Source organism: Bradyrhizobium sp. B025 (assembly GCF_042257955.1).
Taxonomy (GTDB): Bacteria; Pseudomonadota; Alphaproteobacteria; order Rhizobiales; family Xanthobacteraceae; genus Bradyrhizobium; species Bradyrhizobium diazoefficiens.
In genome coordinates, this window is sequence record NZ_CP170150.1 from 7,733,082 (window position 1) to 7,749,459 (window position 16,378).

The following is a 16,378-nucleotide window of genomic DNA, read 5'->3' on the forward strand; positions in this document are numbered from 1 at the left end:
ACCGGACTGAGACGACAAGCATGAAGGCGGCCGTTTCCACGGCCGCCTTGATGCGCGCGTGAGAATCGGGCGCGCCGCTCGATCACTCGTCCACGAATGTCACGGTGTCAGCGACGCTCGCCCGCGAGGTGCGGTAGCTGTTGACCTTGTGGGCGTGGTCGGCATAGCCGAACGAGATGCCGCAGACGACGCGGCGGTCATCGGGCAGATTGAAGTGACTGCGGATCAGGCCGGAATGGCGCGCCAGCGCGGCCTGCGGAATCGTGCCGAGCCCGAGCGCCTGGCCGGCCAGCATGAAATTGGAGACATAGGCCCCGCAATCGATCGCGCCGTAGATGCCGAGCGGCTCGTTGGTGTGGATCACAGCCACATGCGGCGCGCCGAAGAAATTGTAGTTCTCCAGCGCCTGCCTGGCGTAGCCGCTTCTGTCGCCGCGGGGAATCCCGAGCGTGTTGTAGAGCTGAAAGCCGCTCTCACGGCGGCGATCGAGATAGACGCCGACATATTCGCGCGGCGGGGTGAAATCGTAATCGTCGCCGAGTCCGCTGGAGGCTTCCTTGTAGATCAGCCGGCGAAAGCGCTCCTTGGCCTCGCCGCTGGCGATGATGACCTGCCAGGGCTGGCTGTTGCACCAGGACGCGGTGCGCTGCGCGGTGGTCAGCACGTGCTCGATGGTGGCGCGATCGACCTCTTTGGGAAGGAAAGCGCGGACGGAGTAGCGCTCGTTGAGCAGCTCTTCGAGCACGCCGATGCGGTTATTCTGATTCACTTTTGCGTCCATTGATCAGCTCGCATTGTTCTCTTCGTAGGGTGGGCAAAGGCGCCATAGCGCCGTGCCCACCAACAGACCTACCTCGGCGCACCTGCATATGGTGGGCACGCTTCGCTTTGCCCACCCTACGATACTAGCGTCCCTTGGTCGGGATCTTGTTATACGGCACGTCCTTGTCGACGCGGATGTCGCCCGGCAGGCCCAGCACGCGCTCCGCGATGATGTTGCGCAGGATCTCGTCAGTGCCGCCGGCAATGCGCATCGAGGGCGAGGACAGCAGCATTTGCTGGAACTGGCCCTGCACCGTCTCCTCATCGCTGCCCGTGAGAACGCCGGCCGCACCCTGGAGGTCCATGGCGTAGGTCGCGATGTCCTGGAGCATCATGCCCGAGACCAGCTTGCCGATCGAGTTCTCCGGACCCGGCTGCTCGCCTTTCGACAGCGCCGAGATCGCACGGTAGCTGGTATATTTCAGCCCGCTCGACTTCACCGCCCAGCTCGCAAGCTTCGAGCGCACCGCGGGATCGTCGATGGCAAGCCCGTCCTCCAGCATCAGGTTCGAGCAGAACTCGAACATCTCAGGCACGCCGGTCGCGAGCCGCGAGCCGATCGACATGCGCTCGTTCATCAGCGTGGTCAGCGACACGCTCCAGCCCTCGCCGACGGCGCCGAGCCGCTGGCTGTCTGATATCACCACGTCGGTGAAATAGACCTCGTTGAACTCCTGCATGCCGTTGGCCTGCTTGATCGGCCGCACCTCGACGCCCGGGCTCTTCATGTCCAGGAAGAACATGGTGAGGCCCTTGTGCTTGGGTACGCTCGGATCGGTGCGCGCGATCAGAAGACCGAAGTCGGAATAATGTGCGCCCGAGGTCCAGATCTTCTGGCCGTTGACGACCCAATTGTCGCCCTTCTTCTCCGCACGCGTGCGCAAGCCCGCAACGTCAGAGCCGGCCGAGGGTTCAGAGAACAGCTGGCACCAGATCTCCTCGCCCGAGGCGAGCTTCGGCAGATGGCGACGCTTGGCGTCCTCGCTGCCCCAGGCCATCACGGTCGGCCCGCACATGCCTTCGCCGATCTGGAACGGCTGCGTCAGCTTGCCGTAGACGCCCTCCTCCTGCTGCCAGATCACGCGCTCGATCGGCGTGGCGCCGCGGCCGCCATATTCCTTCGGCCAGTGCAGGCAGGCCCAATTGCCCTCGAACTTCTTCTTCTGCCAGGCCTTGCCGACATCGACGATGTCGTGCTTCGCAAGCCGGATGCGGCCGAGCGAGGATTTTGACAGCTCGCCATGCAGCTCCTTCGGCGCATTGGCCTCGACCCATTTGCGCGCGGTCTCGCGGAAAGCGGCTTCCTGCGGGGTGTCGTCGAAATTCATGGCGGCTTCCTTTTCCTAGTCATTCCGGGGCGCGCAACGCGCGAACCCGGAATCCAGAGGTTACTTACGCATCTCGAGATTCTCAGATGTGCAATTGCACATCGTAGTTCGGCTCTTCGAGCCGCCCCGGAATGACGGCTAATTCCTTCCCTTGGTCGGGATCTTGTTGAACGGCACGTCCTTGTCGACCCGGATATCGCCCGGCAGGCCCAGCACCCGCTCGGCGATGATGTTGCGCATGATCTCGTCGGTGCCGCCTTCGACACGGGTGCCCGGCGCACGCAGCAGCATGGCCTGGAAACGGCCGGCGAGTTCGGCATCCTCGCCGCTGACCACGCCGCTCGCACCCTGCAAGTCCAGTGCGTAGGTCGCGACGTCCTGGATCATCGAGCCCGCCACCAGCTTGCCGATCGAGTTTTCCGGTCCCGGGCGCTCGCCCCTCGACAGCGCCGAGATCGCGCGCATGCTGGTGTAACGCAGACCACTCGCCTTCACCGCCCAGTTCGCGAGCTTCGAACGCACCGCGCGATCCTCGATCGCCGGGCCGTCATCCAGCATCAGGCTGGAGCAGTACTCGAACAACTCCGGGAAACCGGTCGAGACGGCCGCGCCGATCGCGCTGCGCTCGTTCATCAGCGTGGTCAGCGAGACGTTCCAGCCGTCGCCGACCTCGCCGAGGCGCTGATGGTCGGGAATGCGGACATTGGTGAAATAGACCTCGTTGAAGTCGGAGGCGCCGCTCGCCTGCTTGATCGGCCGCACCTCGACACCGGAGCTCTTCATGTCCAGGAAGAACATGGTGAGGCCCTTGTGCTTGGGCACGGTCGGATCGGTACGGGTGAGCAGGATCCCGTAGTCGGAATAATGCGCGCCCGACGTCCAGATCTTCTGGCCGTTGATGACCCATTCGTCGCCGTCCTTCTCCGCCCGCGTGCGCAGGCCCGCGACGTCGGAGCCGCCGGCGGGCTCGGAGAACAGCTGGCACCAGACCTTCTCGCCTGAGGCGAGCGGCGGCAGATAGCTGCGCTTATGCTCCTCGCGCGCGAACGCCATCATGGTCGGTCCGCACATGCCGTGGCCGATGATGAACATGCGGGATAGCTGGCCGAACGGCCCTTCCTCCTGCTGCCAGATCACGCGCTCGATCGGCGAGGCACCGCGGCCGCCATACTCCTTCGGCCAGTGCAGGCAGGCCCAGCCGGCATCGGCCTTCTTCTTCTGCCAGGCCTTCGCGACCTCGAGAATGTTGGCGTTCTTGAGCTGGGTGCGGCCGAGCGAGGATTTGCGCAGCTCTTCCTCGTACTGCCTGGGTGCGTTCGCACCGATCCAGGCGCGGGCAGTTGCGCGGAATTCGGCCTCTTGCGGGGTGTCGTCGAAGTTCATGGTGCTGTTCTCTCTGTCATTCCGGGGCGCGCGCAGCGCGAACCCGGAATCTCGATGCTATTCACTCATCTCCGGATTCCGGGTTCGCCGCGTTGCGGCGCCCCGGAATGACGACAACATCAAGCCGCGTTCTTCTTGCGCATGCGGTCGATCAGCTGGTCTTCCCAATAGGACAGGCTGCCGAGGGCCAGCGCCATCGCGTTCGCCCGGCGGTAGTACATGTGGCAGTCGAACTCCCAGGTGAAACCCATGCCGCCGTGCACCTGGATGTTGTTCTTGGCGCAGTGCTGGAACGCCTGCGTGGCGCTGATGCGCGCGGCGGCGGCGGCTTCCGGCAATTCGGATGCATTGGTCGAAAGCGCCCAGGCGCCGTAATAGCTGTTGGAGCGCGCCAGCGTCGCCGAGACGTACATGTCGGCGAGCATGTGCTTCACCGCCTGGAACGAGCCGATCTGGCGGCCGAAGGCGATGCGGTCGAGAGCGTAGTCGCGGCCCATCTCCAGCGCGCGGTCGGAGCCGCCAACCTGCTCGAAGGCGCACAGCACGGCGGCACGGTCGAGCACCTGGGTGAGGATGCTCCAGCCCTCGCCGGCAGCGCCCAGCGGCTCGGCCTTGCAGTCCTTGAAAGTGATCTCCGCCTGGCCACGCGTCGGATCGAGGTTGGTCAGGCCTTTCACCTCGACGCCGCCGCCCTTGAGATCGACCAGGAATAGCGAGATGTCGCTCTCACGCCCGCTCGAACCCGTGCGAGCTGCAACGACGGCGAAGTCGGCGATCGCGCCATCGGCCACAGGCTTCTTGACGCCGTTAAGCACGCCATTCGCAGCAGCGAGCTTGATGGCCTTCGGCGACGGATTGCCCTTGCCCTCGAACAGCGCCAGCGTCCCGATCGCCTCGCCCGAGGCAATTGCCGGCAGCCATTTTTTCTTCTGCGCGTCGCTGCCGGCGATCAGCAGCGCTTCGGCGGCGAGATAGACGGTCGAGGAGAACGGCACCGGCGCGTTGGCCCGGCCCATCTCTTCCGCGATCACGCAAAGCTCGAGATGGCCGGCGCCGGCACCGCCGAATTCCTCGGGGATTGCGACGCCGAGAAATCCCATTTCGGCGAGCCCCTTCCACAGCTCCTTGTCGTAGGGCGCCTTGCCGTCGAGCACGACGCGCACCGCCTTGGGCGGGCATTTTTCGGTGAGGAATTTGCGCGCCTGATCGCGAAGCTGCTTCTGGTCGTCGGAGAAGTCGAAGTTCATGGCGGGCTACCTTTGTTTATTCGTTGTCATTTATTGCCGTCATTCCGGGGCGCGCGGAGCGCGAGCCCGGAATCCATATCCACCAGCCGGGGTTATGGATTCCGGGCCTGCGCCTCTCGGCGCATCCCGGAATGACGAATGGAGAGAGGAGTGTTTCATCGCAGCACGACCACATCCTGATCCGGCTTGTCCGCATAGAGCCGCTCCACCAGCGCGGCGCGGCGCTCCAGGCCGGCGCGCTGGTTGATGTAGCCCTTGTCGGTCAGCTCATTGCCGTCGATCGAAGGCGGCTCGACCATCAGCATGGCGCGCGCGATGATGCGGCTGCTGGCGCCTTCGCACTCCTTATTGTGCGTCTCCAGACCGCGCCTGAAGCAGGCGATCACCTCGGGATGCTTCACGGCATCCTCAAAGCTGAGATCGGGATTGCCGACGAGCTGGCGGCAGGCATGCAGGTTCGGCCAGGCGAGCAGGCCGATGAAGGCGCGATCCTGCCCCGCGACCAGCGCGTCATGCACGACAGGCGTCGTGGCTGCGATGGTGTCGGTGCGGAGCGAGCCGACATGGACGAAGGTCCCAGTCGTGAGCTTGAAGTCTTCGACGACGCGCCCGGCAAAGATGATGCCCTTCACCGGATCGGCATCGTCGACAAAAATGCCGGCATCGCCGATGCAGTAGAAGCCTTCCTCGTCGAACATCTTCCTGGTCAGCTCCGGCTGGCCGAAATAGCCGGGCGTGACGTTGACACCGCGCAGACGCAGCTCGTATTTCGAGCCGCACGGCACCATCTTCAATTCGACGCCGGGGAACGGCAGGCCGATCAGGCCAACGCGCTCGGTGTCCCAATAGGTGCCGGTCGAGGTCGGCGCAGTCTCGGTCGAGCCCCAGCCGGTGTAGAACACGATCCGTTCGCCGGTGGTCTTCACCGCGAGGTCCTGCATGCGGTCGTAGAGATCATCAGGCAGCCGCGCGCCGCCATAGGCCATGATCGACAGGTTCTTGAAGAAGGAGCGGCAGAGCGCATCGTCCTTCTCCATGGCAGCGGCAAGCGCGGCGTAGCCGGCCGGCACGTTGGCGTAATAGGTCGGCGAGATCTCGCGCAGATTGCGCAGCGTCTCCTCGAACTGGCCCGGCATCGGCCGGCCGTCGTCGATATAGAGCGTGCCGCCATCGACCAGGATGGGATGGAACGCCGCATTGCCGCCCATCGTGTGGTTCCACGGCATCCAGTCCAGCATGGTCGATATCGGACCGCCCGGATCGCGCGGCCGCACCTGCATCATCATCGCCGCATTGGCGCACATCATCGCTTGCGTGTTGATGACGGCTTTTGGCATGCCGGTCGAACCTGACGTGAACAGCAGCTTGCCGACGGTGTCGGGCGTGATCCTGGCAATCGACTCCTCGACGGCGGCGGTCACCGGCGTTGCCGCAAGCTCGGCAAAGCTGACGCTCTTGATACCCTCGCAGGGCCGCAAGACGTGAACGACGGTGACGCCGGTGAGGTCGATCGCCCTCAGTGCCTTCTCGAAGGTCGGGCCGTCCTGCACCATCACCACGGCCGGCTTGATCAGGTCGAACAAATATTTCAGCTTGACGTGATCGTGGCTCATCAACGAATAGGCCGGCGACACGGGAGCCGCCGGAACGCGCGTCTGCATCGCGGCCTGCGTCATCAGCGCATGCTCGATCGAGTTGCCGGACAGGATCGTGACCGGGCGGCCATCGAGACCGAGATTGAGCAGGCCTTGCGTCAGTGCATCCACGGTGCGCTTGGCTTCGCCGTAAGAGACCTTCCGCCATTCGCGGTTCGGTCCGCCGCGCTGGGCGAGCCAGATGCGCTCGGGTGCTTGCGTCGCCCATTTCGCCAGCGAGGCCGGGATGTGCTTCTCGTAAGGTTGCAGCGGAATGCGCGACTTCAGCACCACCGTGCCGTCGCCGCGGCGCTCGACGTCGATGTCGCGTGCCAGCCACTCGACCTTGCGAAAGGCGGGCTTCGTCATCACCGCCGCCGCGCTGCCACTCATTTTGCGTCTCCCGGAATTACTGTCCTTTGCGGATCTTCGTCGTTCAGCGCCTGATATAGACAGGCTTTCGCTTCTCAAGGAAGGCCCTGATGCCTTCCGAAAATTCCTCGGATCGGCTGCACAGGACCTGATTGCGGTCCTCCATCGCGATCGCGGCTTCCAGCGATCCGGCATCGACGCTCATGTTGAGACATTCTTTCGAGAGGCGAAGCCCCACGGGCGAGGCCGTGATCATCGCATCGATGTAAGGCTCGGCAGCGTCATCGAGCTTGTCTTCGTCTACGACCTCTGAGACGAGACCGACCGCGAGCGCCCGCTCGGCGCCGATGAAGCGTCCCGTGAGGATCAGCTCGGAGGCGACGGAGACACCGACGAGGCGCGGCAGGAAATAGCTGGTGCCGATGTCGCAGCCGCCGAGGCCGAGCTTGATGAAGGCGCAGTTCATCCGCGCCGATTTCGTCGCGACCCGGATGTCGGAGGCGAGCGCCAGCGCAAAGCCGCCGCCCGCCGCCGCGCCCTGCACCAGCGCCAGGATCGGCTGCGGACAGCGCCGCATCAGCATCACGATGTCGGCAATGCGGCGCTGCGAGTCCAGCGACTCGGTGACGCCGGGCGGCTCCTGCTGCCCGGCACGGCGCGCCATCGCGGCCTTGAGATCGAGGCCCGCGCAAAAATTCTTGCCGGCGCCCTTCAGCACCACCACGCGCGTATCGCGGTTGCGCTGCAGCCCCTGGAAGTAGGCGTTGAGCGCATCGATCAGCGCTGGATCGAGCGCGTTGAGGCTGTCAGGACGATTGAGCGTCACCCGGTCGACGCCGTCGTTGTGCTCGATCAGCAGCGGTTGGGACATGCGCGATCTCCTTCATCCGCAACGATGGTGCCGATTGCTGCGCCCTCTCCGCTTGTGGGAGAGGGCATGTACGTCGCTCGACGCGCATTCGCTCGGGTGAGGGGTCTGCCTCCACAGATGAGATCGCGGAGCGAACCCCTCATCCGTCGCGCTACGCGCGCCACCTTCTCCCACAAGGGGAGAAGGGAAGAGAGCTCTACCGCGGCGCCATGCGGATGGCGCCGTCGAGGCGGATGGTCTCGCCGTTGAGCATCGGGTTCTCGACGATGTGCACCGCGAGCATGCCGTATTCATTGGCGTCGCCGAGACGCGCGGGATGCGGCACCTGGGCGCCAAGGCTCTTGCGAGCCTCTTCGTTCAGGCCCATCAGCAGCGGCGTCAGGAACAGGCCGGGCGCGATGGTGTTGACGCGGATCTTCTGGCTGGCGAGGTCGCGCGCGGCAGGCAGCGTGAGGCCGACGACGCCGCCCTTGGAGGCCGCATAGGCGATCTGGCCGATCTGGCCTTCATAGGCGGCAACAGAAGCGGTGTTGACGATGACGCCGCGCTCTTCGCCGATCGGCTCGGCGGTGACGAGGCGCTCGGCAAACAGCCGCAGGCAATTGAAGGTGCCGATCAGGTTGACGTTGATGATGCGCGCGAACTTTTCCAGCGGATAAACGCCGTCGCGGCCGACGATGCGCTGCGAGCCGCCGATGCCGGCGCAGTTCATCAGCACGCGGGCAACGCCATGCGCGGCTTCCGCCTTGGCGATCGCCGCCTTGATCTGCTCCTCGCTGGTGACGTCGGCATGCAGCGCGACGCCCTTCACCTCGGCCGCGACCTTCTCTGCGTTTTCCTTGCTCTGGTCGATCACGCCGATCTTGGCGCCCTTGGCGGCCATGGCGCGGGCGGTCGCGGCACCAAGGCCCGAACCACCGCCGGTGATGAGAACGGCTACGTCTTTCAGCTGCATCGCAAATACCTTTCCTTGGGCGTTTCTTCTCTAGACTTGAAGAGTCGGCCGGATCATCCGGCCGCGGCGGCTTCCCCGGCTTGCGTGAGGATGCCGCCGCAGATCAGCGTTTCCATGTGCTTGATGTATTGCCGGCAGACTTCGTCGGTGACCGGGCCGACGCCGGTCGCGCGAGACATCGCGTGCCGGCCGAAGAACAGATGATCGCAGGCGCCGATCAGGCTGGTGTAGAACAGCACCGGATCGGTCTGGCGGAATTCGCCGCGGCTGACGCCTTCGGCGAGCAGGCGGCGGTGAAAATCCAGCAGCGGGGCGACGAAGAATTTCGAGACTTCGTCGGCAGAGCCGGCAACGCTCTCGTGCAGGAGATAGTGGATCAGCCGGTTCATGTAGGGGAACCGGTGATAGGCCCGGATGATGCCGCCGATATGCAGCTTCAGCTTCGCGGTCGGCGTGATCGGCTGCGCCAGCAGATATTCGAGGTTGGACAGCTCCGTTCCCGCATCGCGCTCGAGCAGCGCCAGCAGCAGGCCGTCCTTGTTGCCGAAATGATATTTGACCAGCGCGGCGTTGGCGCCCGACTTCTGGGCGATGTCGGAGAGCGAAATCTCGATCGAGGAACGTTCGATCATCAGCTCGCTTGCGGCCACGAGCAATTTCTCTGCCGTGGAATTCTTTCCGCTGGGGAGCTTGGTCGGTACGCTGGTAGCCACGGAGTTCCCTGTTCTCGCCGCTTGAAGCGGGGCGCAGATAAGCCCAAGCAGCGCCTCATCACAAGAGTTAATTGATCGATTGACTAAATGACGTTGCACCCTTTTAATCCGCCCCGACAACCCAACCCGATCCAGAAAAATCCAGGGAGAAACCGAAATGGCCGAGGCTTACATCGTCGCCGCTGCGCGCACCGCCGGCGGGCGCAAGGGGGGCCGCCTCGCCGGCTGGCATCCGGCCGATCTCGCCGCAAAAGTGCTGGACGAGCTGGTCGATCGCGCCAAGGTCGACCCGGCCTTGGTCGAGGACGTGATCATGGGCTGCGTGATGCAGGTCGGCGAACAGTCCAACAATGTCGCGCGCAATGCGATCATGGCCTCGAAGCTGCCGGAGAGCGTGCCGGGCACCTCGATCGACCGCCAGTGCGGCTCCTCGCAGCAGGCGTTGCACTTCGCAGCCCAAGCCGTGATGTCCGGCACGATGGACGTCGTGATCGCGGCCGGCGTGGAATCGATGACGCGCGTGCCGATGGGCCTGTCATCGCAGCTCCCGGCCAAGAACGGCTTTGGCAATTACAAGAGCCCGGGCATCGAGGCGAGGTATCCGAACATCGTGTTCAGCCAGTTCACCGGCGCCGAGATGATGGCCGAGAAGTACGGCTTGTCGAAGAATGAGCTCGACGAATACTCCTTCAACAGCCACCAGCGCGCGATCGCGGCGACGCAAGCCGGTCACTTCAAGAAGGAGATCGTGCCGCTCGAGATCACGCGCGCCGACGGCTCCAAGGATACCCACCACATCGACGAGGGCATCCGCTTCGACGCCACGCTCGAAGGCATCAAGGGCGTCAAGCTGATCGCCGAGAACGGCAAGCTTTCCGCGGCCAGCGCCAGCCAGATCTGCGACGGCGCTTCCGGCGTCATGGTGGTGAACGAGCGCGGCCTGAAGCAGCTCGGCGTCAAGCCGCTCGCGCGCATCCATCACATGACCATGACCGGCGGCGATCCCGTGATCATGCTCGACGCGCCGCTACACGCCACCAAGCGCGCGCTGGAGAAGGCCGGCATGACGATCGGCGACATCGACCTGTTCGAGGTCAACGAGGCCTTCGCCTCGGTGCCGACCGCGTGGCTCAAGACCACCGGCGCCGATCCGGAGCGTCTCAACGTCAATGGCGGGGCCATCGCGCTCGGCCATCCGCTCGGCGGCTCCGGCACCAAGCTGATGACCACGCTTATCCACGCGCTGCACCAGCGCGGCAAGCGCTACGGCCTGCAGACCATGTGCGAAGGCGGCGGCATGGCCAATGTGACGATCGTGGAGCGGCTGTAAGCTGCTTCGACACAGACGGTGTCGTCCCGGACAAGCGCGCCTAAAGCGCGCGCCGATCCGGGATCCATAGCCACAGAAGGCTGTGGTTATGCCGCGCTGGAGCTCGATCTCGTTTCAACAACCGACGCCTGTGGTTATGGATCCGGGCCTTCGCCGGGATGACACCTTTCTTGTTGAGAGACCTACGCTCATGACCCACCCCTCCATCCACGCCCGCACCACGCCGAACAAGATCGCTTACCAGATGGCGGGCACCGGCAAGGCGATCACCTATCGCGAACTCGACGAGCTCTCGAACCAGGGCGCACACCTGTTCCGCTCGCTCGGCCTGAAGGCCGGCGATCACATTGCACTGTTGATGGAGAACCGGCTTGCCTTCATGGAGCTCTGCTGGGCCGCGCAGCGCAGCGGGCTCTATTACACCGCGATCAGCCGCTATCTGAAGCAGGACGAGATCGACTACATCATCGCCGATTGCGGCGCCAAGGTCGTGATCACCACGCCGAAATGCGCCGACCAGATCAAGGCCCTGATCAAGGGCACGCCCGGCGAGCCGGTCTTCTACATGATGGACGAACCGCTGCCCGGCTTCCGCTCCTACGACAAGGAAGCCGCCGCGCAGCCGACGACGCCGATCTCCGACGAGGTCGCCGGCTACGACATGCTGTATTCGTCCGGCACCACCGGCCGGCCCAAGGGAATCAAGAAGGCGTTCGAGGGCAACAAGATCGACGTGCCGAACGCCTTCCTGCGCGTGCTCTGCGCCGACATGTGCGGCATGAATGCGGCGAGCACGTATCTCTCGCCAGCGCCGCTCTATCACGCGGCGCCCCTGCGCTTCAACATGATGGCGATCGTGCTCGGCGGCACCTCCATCATCATGGAGCATTTCGACGCCGAAGAATTCTTGAAGCTGGTCGAAAAGTATGAGGTCACGCAGTCGCAGCTCGTGCCGACCATGTTCGTGCGGATGCTTAAGCTGCCGGCCGAGGTGCGCTACCGGTACAACGTCTCGACGCTCAAGGGCGCAATCCACGCCGCAGCCCCCTGCCCGGTCGACGTCAAAGCCAAAATGATCGAATGGTGGGGACCGATCCTGATCGAGTATTACGCCGGCTCGGAAGGCAACGGCGTCACCGTCTGCAACTCGCAGCAATGGCTGGAGCATCGCGGCAGCGTCGGCCGCGCCGTGGTCGGCAAGATCAAGATTCTCGACGAAAACGACGAGGAGCAACCGACCGGCGAAATCGGCACGGTCTATTTCGCCGACGCGCCTGCTTTCGCCTATCACAACGACCCCGAGAAGACGAAGAAGGCCTACAACGCCAAGGGCTGGTCGACGCTCGGTGACGTCGGCTATCTCGACAAGGACGGCTTCCTGTTTCTCACCGACCGCAAGTCCTACATGATCATCTCCGGCGGGGTGAACATCTACCCGCAGGAGACCGAGGACGTGCTCATCACCCACCCCGATGTCGCCGACGTCGCCGTGTTCGGCGTGCCGAACGAGGAGATGGGCGAGGAGGTGAAGGCGGTGGTGCAGCCGCACGACATGACGCGTGCGGGCAAGGCGCTGGAAGCCGACCTGATCGCGTTCTGCAAGGGTCGCCTCTCCGCGATCAAGTGCCCGCGTTCGATCGATTTCGAGGCGGAGCTGCCGCGCACGCCGACGGGCAAGCTGGTGAAGCGGCACTTGCGCGACAGGTATTGGCCAAAGACAACAGCGAAGATCTAGCACTCTCTCTTCCCCTCCCCCTCCAAGGGAGGGTGGCGGCATCCTCAATCAAACAGGCTCGGCGTGTGGTTCACCAGCGCGCCTTCGATCTCGAGCATCTTCAGTTTGGTGACGACGCCGCCATTGGCCGAGAAGCCGCCGGGCTTGTTGCCGGCCGCCAGCACGCGATGGCAGGGCACGACGATCGGGCACGGGTTGCGGCCGAGCGCCTGCCCGACGTCGCGCGACAGCTGGACGCCGCCGAGCTGCTTGGCGATGTCGCCATAGGTGATGGTCTTGCCGGGCGGGATGGTACGGGCGATCTCGTAGACGCCGCGGTTGAAATCGGGCACGCCGTCGAGATCGAGCGGGATGTCGGTGAGGTCATCCGGCTCGCCTGCGAGCAGATTCGTGATGCGGTCGATCGCCTGCTGCACCTCGGCGGTCGGCTCGGCTTCGCTGGCATCAGCGTGGCGCTGGCTGATGCGGGTGCGGATCTTCTGCTCGCCGCCCATCGGCAGCTGCGTGCCGTTGATGCCGCGCGGGCCCCAGGCGACGGCGCAGAGGCCGATCCTGGTATCGAACAGTGCAAAATGCTGGTCGGTCATGGCTTGGTTCCTGGCTGCGTCCTCAACGCATGCCCCCAATGTGAACTCTGACCAAATCTAGGCTTGGAAATAGTTGCGATCCACCCGGTTTCCGGGAATCTTGCACAGGAGTTCCAATTTCTCGCGAGCCCGGAATGCAACGCCTCCACGTCAACGGATACGACATGGCCTATATAGACGTGGGTGAAGACCGAGGCCGCCCCCCGTTGGTCTGCGTGCACGGCTCGCTCAATGACTTCCGCATCTGGGGCTGCGTGCTCGGGCCGCTGACGCAGCGGCATCGGGTGATCGCCGTCAGCCTGCGCCATTTCTTCCCCGACCGCTGGGACGGCGTCGGCGATACCTATTCGATCGCCCAGCATGTCCGGGACGTCATCGCCTTCATCGAGAAGCTCGACGTCGGCCCGGTCGATCTGATGGGCCATTCCCGCGGCGGACACATCTGCTTTCGCGTGGCGCAGGCGCGCCCCGATCTGTTGCGGCGGCTGATCCTGGCCGAGCCCGGCGGAGAGCTCGATGCGAGCCTCGATCCCGATTATGCCGGCGGTCCCTCGCCGCTCTTGGCGCGATTCACGGCCTCGGCGGAGAAGATCGCGGCGGGCGATGTCGACGGCGGCCTCGCCGTGTTCGTCGACACGCTGGAGGGCGCCGGCACCTGGCCGCGGCTGCCGGCGATGGTGAAGCAGAATCTGCGCGACAACGCCATGACGTTGATCGGCCAGGTCCGCGACAACCGCCCGCCCTTCTCGAAGGCGGATGCGGAATCGATTCTGATGCCGACGCTGTTCATCCTGGGCGCGCGGACCAAGGGCCTGCTGCCGAAGGTGCTGCATGCGCTGGCCGCGCACGTGCCCTACTCCAAGACGGCGATCATCCCGAACGCGACGCATCCGATGTTCGAGCAGGCGCCGCAAAAATACTCCGAAGTCGTTCTGGACTTTCTGGCGAGCTGATCATGCAGAGCTTTCGCGTCAACGGTTACAACATGGCCTATCTCGAAGTCGGGGATGGTCCGCCGCTGGTCTGCGTGCATGGCACGCTCGGGGATTTCCGCACCTGGTATTCGGTGCTCGGCCCGCTGTCGAAGAGCCATCGGGTGATCTCGGTCAGCCTGCGGCATTTCTTTCCCGAGCATTGGGACGCCGTCGGCGACGACTACAGGATGGCGCAGCACGTCGCCGACGTGATCGCCTTCATCGACCAGGTCAGGCCCGCACCCGTCGACCTGATGGGCCATTCGCGCGGCGGCCACATCGCGTTCCGCGTCGCACAGGCACGACCTGATCTGTTGCGCAAACTGGTGCTGGCCGAGCCCGGTGGCGATCTCGACGCCAGCCTGCCGGTGCCTGAAGGCACGCCGGCGCACCCGCCGCTCGCGGCACGCACGGCGCGCTCGGTCGAGATGATCCGCGCCGGCGACATCGAGGGCGCGCTGCAGAATTTCTACGAGGGCATCGAAGGCGACGGCTCCTGGCGCCGCGTGCCGGCGGCGGCCAAGCAGCAATTGCGCGACAATACGCTCACCTTCCTCGGCCAGATCAACGAGCAGCGCCGGCCCTACACGCTCGCGGATGCGCAGGCGATCAGGACGCCGACACTCCTGGTCGGCGGCGGCGCGACGACGGGAAGCCTGTCGGTGATGTGGCGCGTGCTCGCGGAGCACATCGCAGGAGCCAGGACGGCGGTGATCGCGAATGCCGGCCACTGGATGTTCGAGCAGGCGCCGCTGGAGTATGGCGAGGTGGTGAACGCGTTCCTGGCGGAATAGGTGAGTGTAAGGAACGCACCGTCGTTGATCCCCCTCGCCCCGCTTGTGGGGAGAGGGTGGGGTGAGGGGAAGCCTCCGCGCAGACGGGGAGAGTGAAACTCGCGGAAGCTCTCCCTCACCCGGGATTTGCTACGCAAATTCCGGCCTCTCCCCGCACGCGGGGAGAGGCGAAGAGACTCACACCTTCCACACGCCGACCGGCATCTTGATCGTCGCGTTGAGGCGGTTCCAGACGTTGATGGTCGCGATCGAGAGGATCAGCGTTGCAAGCTCGCGCTCGTCGAAATGCTTGGCGGCCTTATTCCAGATCGTGTCGGACACCGGATCCTCACGGTCGGCGAGACGGGTGACCGCCTCGGTCAGAGCCAGCGCGGCGCGCTCGGCTTCGGTGAAATAAGGCGCGTCGCGCCAGGCCGAGACGGCGAACAGGCGCTCGTCGGTCTCGCCGGCCTTGCGGGCGATCTTCGGGTGCATGTCGACGCAGACGCTGCAACCATTGATCTGGCTGGCGCGCAGGTGCACCAGTTCCAGGAGCTTTTCCGGCAGGCCCTTTTTGGTCAAATTGCCGAGAGATTGCAGAACATTCATGGCCTCGGGCAGGACCATGACGGGGTGATTCATGCGGGCGTGCATCGTTGTCGTCTCCATCTGTCGAATTTCGAAGGTTCCGGTCACATTGGCCGGATTGGCTTCGTCATGGGCATGACGGATCGCGATGAGGGAATGTGACTGATGACCCAAAAAAACTTTGAAGAAGATTTTCTCAGCCAGCAGTTCGAGGCCAACAGGGATCATCTACGCGCGGTCGCTTACCGGATGCTGGGTTCCCGCGGCGAGATCGACGATGCCGTGCAGGAGGCCTGGCTGCGGCTCAGCCGGAGCGATACGTCCGATGTCGCGAATCTGCGGGGCTGGCTGACCACCGTGGTCGCGCGCATCTGCCTCGACATGCTGCGCGCACGAAAGTCGCGCCGGGAGGACCCGATGGGCCCGCATGTACCGGAGCCGGTCGACGAGACGCGGGAGCGCGAAGCGGAGATGGCCGATTCCGTCGGCGCGGCACTCCTGATCGTGCTGGAAACATTGCAGCCGGCCGAGCGGCTCGCCTTCGTGCTGCATGACATGTTCGCAGTGCCCTTCGAAGAGATCGCGCCGATCGTCGGGCGCTCCGTCGATGCCTCGCGCCAGCTTGCCAGCCGTGCGCGGCGGCGCGTGCAGGGCGCGCCGGTGCCCGAGACGGACCTGTCGCGTCAACGCAAGATCGTCGATGCCTTCCTCGCGGCTTCGCGCGAAGGCAATTTCGAGGGACTGCTTGCCGTGCTCGATCCCGATGTCGTCTTTCGCGCCGACCAGGCCGCGGTGCGGCTCGGTACGCTGCCGGAGATCCGCGGCGCGGATGCGGTCGCGAAGCTCTACAAGGGCCGCGCCCAGGCCGCGCGCACGGCACTGGTCGATGGCGAGATCGGTGTTGCGGTCATCCTCGGCGGGCAATTGCGCATCGCGCTGCGCGTGACCTTCAGCGGCGACCGGATCGCGGCGATCGAGGCGGTGGCCGATGCAGAAGCGATCGCGGCGATCGAGGTGGAGGTGCTGGAGCGCTAGGCCGGCCGGATGCTGATCGAGCGGGGCAAGA

General features: G+C 64.7%; 15 protein-coding genes. 5 read left to right on the plus strand and 10 right to left on the minus strand.

Annotated features, from left to right (window positions below; all coding sequences use genetic code 11):
- Positions 1-82: 82 nt before the first annotated feature.
- From ACE10W_RS36650 to ACE10W_RS36685, 8 genes are all read right to left on the minus strand, one after another.
- A complete protein-coding gene (locus ACE10W_RS36650) occupies positions 83-781 on the minus strand; it encodes a nitroreductase (protein WP_304548816.1) in 699 nt (232 codons plus the stop codon).
- Between the two features lie 124 nt (positions 782-905).
- The gene (locus ACE10W_RS36655) at positions 906-2,150 is read right to left on the minus strand and encodes an acyl-CoA dehydrogenase (RefSeq protein WP_304548818.1); all 1,245 of its coding nucleotides are present in this window, start codon (positions 2,148-2,150) and stop codon (positions 906-908) included.
- Positions 2,151-2,288: 138 nt separating this feature from the next.
- The gene (locus ACE10W_RS36660) at positions 2,289-3,533 is read right to left on the minus strand and encodes an acyl-CoA dehydrogenase (RefSeq protein WP_304548820.1); all 1,245 of its coding nucleotides are present in this window, start codon (positions 3,531-3,533) and stop codon (positions 2,289-2,291) included.
- Positions 3,534-3,652: 119 nt separating this feature from the next.
- Positions 3,653-4,780 carry an acyl-CoA dehydrogenase family protein gene (locus tag ACE10W_RS36665; protein ID WP_011090525.1) on the minus strand — a complete coding sequence of 376 codons (1,128 nt, stop codon included), beginning with the start codon at positions 4,778-4,780 and terminating at the stop codon, positions 3,653-3,655.
- A 155-nt stretch (positions 4,781-4,935) separates the two neighbouring features.
- A complete protein-coding gene (locus tag ACE10W_RS36670) occupies positions 4,936-6,807 on the minus strand; it encodes an AMP-binding protein (RefSeq protein ID WP_028173816.1) in 1,872 nt (623 codons plus the stop codon).
- Between the two features lie 43 nt (positions 6,808-6,850).
- Entirely contained in the window at positions 6,851-7,657 is an 807-nt protein-coding gene (locus ACE10W_RS36675) for an enoyl-CoA hydratase/isomerase family protein (RefSeq protein ID WP_028173815.1), read from the minus strand.
- Between the two features lie 196 nt (positions 7,658-7,853).
- Positions 7,854-8,612 carry an SDR family NAD(P)-dependent oxidoreductase gene (locus ACE10W_RS36680; RefSeq protein WP_161536833.1) on the minus strand — a complete coding sequence of 253 codons (759 nt, stop codon included), beginning with the start codon at positions 8,610-8,612 and terminating at the stop codon, positions 7,854-7,856.
- A 53-nt stretch (positions 8,613-8,665) separates the two neighbouring features.
- On the minus strand, positions 8,666-9,268 hold the full coding sequence (locus ACE10W_RS36685; RefSeq protein ID WP_304553920.1) for a TetR family transcriptional regulator: 603 nt from the start codon (positions 9,266-9,268) through the stop codon (positions 8,666-8,668).
- A 214-nt stretch (positions 9,269-9,482) separates the two neighbouring features.
- Between ACE10W_RS36685 and ACE10W_RS36690 the strand changes: the two genes are divergently transcribed.
- The gene (locus ACE10W_RS36690) at positions 9,483-10,655 is read left to right on the plus strand and encodes an acetyl-CoA C-acetyltransferase (RefSeq protein ID WP_161536834.1); all 1,173 of its coding nucleotides are present in this window, start codon (positions 9,483-9,485) and stop codon (positions 10,653-10,655) included.
- Between the two features lie 190 nt (positions 10,656-10,845).
- Positions 10,846-12,390, plus strand: a complete 1,545-nt coding sequence (locus ACE10W_RS36695; protein WP_304548824.1) for an acyl-CoA synthetase — start codon at positions 10,846-10,848, stop codon at positions 12,388-12,390.
- Between the two features lie 44 nt (positions 12,391-12,434).
- Here the strand turns inward: ACE10W_RS36695 and ACE10W_RS36700 are convergent, their stop codons facing one another.
- Complete coding sequence (locus ACE10W_RS36700; RefSeq protein WP_011090532.1) at positions 12,435-12,977, minus strand: methylated-DNA--[protein]-cysteine S-methyltransferase; 543 nt, start codon at positions 12,975-12,977, stop codon at positions 12,435-12,437.
- Between the two features lie 134 nt (positions 12,978-13,111).
- Between ACE10W_RS36700 and ACE10W_RS36705 the strand changes: the two genes are divergently transcribed.
- Both ACE10W_RS36705 and ACE10W_RS36710 read left to right on the plus strand, forming a co-directional pair.
- Positions 13,112-13,930, plus strand: coding sequence for an alpha/beta fold hydrolase (locus tag ACE10W_RS36705; protein ID WP_304548827.1), 819 nt, complete (start codon positions 13,112-13,114; stop codon positions 13,928-13,930).
- A gap of 2 nt (positions 13,931-13,932) precedes the next feature.
- The gene (locus tag ACE10W_RS36710) at positions 13,933-14,745 is read left to right on the plus strand and encodes an alpha/beta fold hydrolase (RefSeq protein WP_304548829.1); all 813 of its coding nucleotides are present in this window, start codon (positions 13,933-13,935) and stop codon (positions 14,743-14,745) included.
- 177 nt (positions 14,746-14,922) lie between these two features.
- On the opposite strand, the gene ACE10W_RS36715 is transcribed toward ACE10W_RS36710, so the two are convergent.
- A complete protein-coding gene (locus ACE10W_RS36715) occupies positions 14,923-15,378 on the minus strand; it encodes a carboxymuconolactone decarboxylase family protein (RefSeq protein ID WP_304548831.1) in 456 nt (151 codons plus the stop codon).
- Positions 15,379-15,477: 99 nt separating this feature from the next.
- On the opposite strand from ACE10W_RS36715, the gene ACE10W_RS36720 reads away from it, so the two are divergent.
- Positions 15,478-16,347, plus strand: coding sequence for a sigma-70 family RNA polymerase sigma factor (locus ACE10W_RS36720; RefSeq protein ID WP_304548833.1), 870 nt, complete (start codon positions 15,478-15,480; stop codon positions 16,345-16,347).
- The last annotated feature ends 31 nt before the right edge of the window (positions 16,348-16,378 follow it).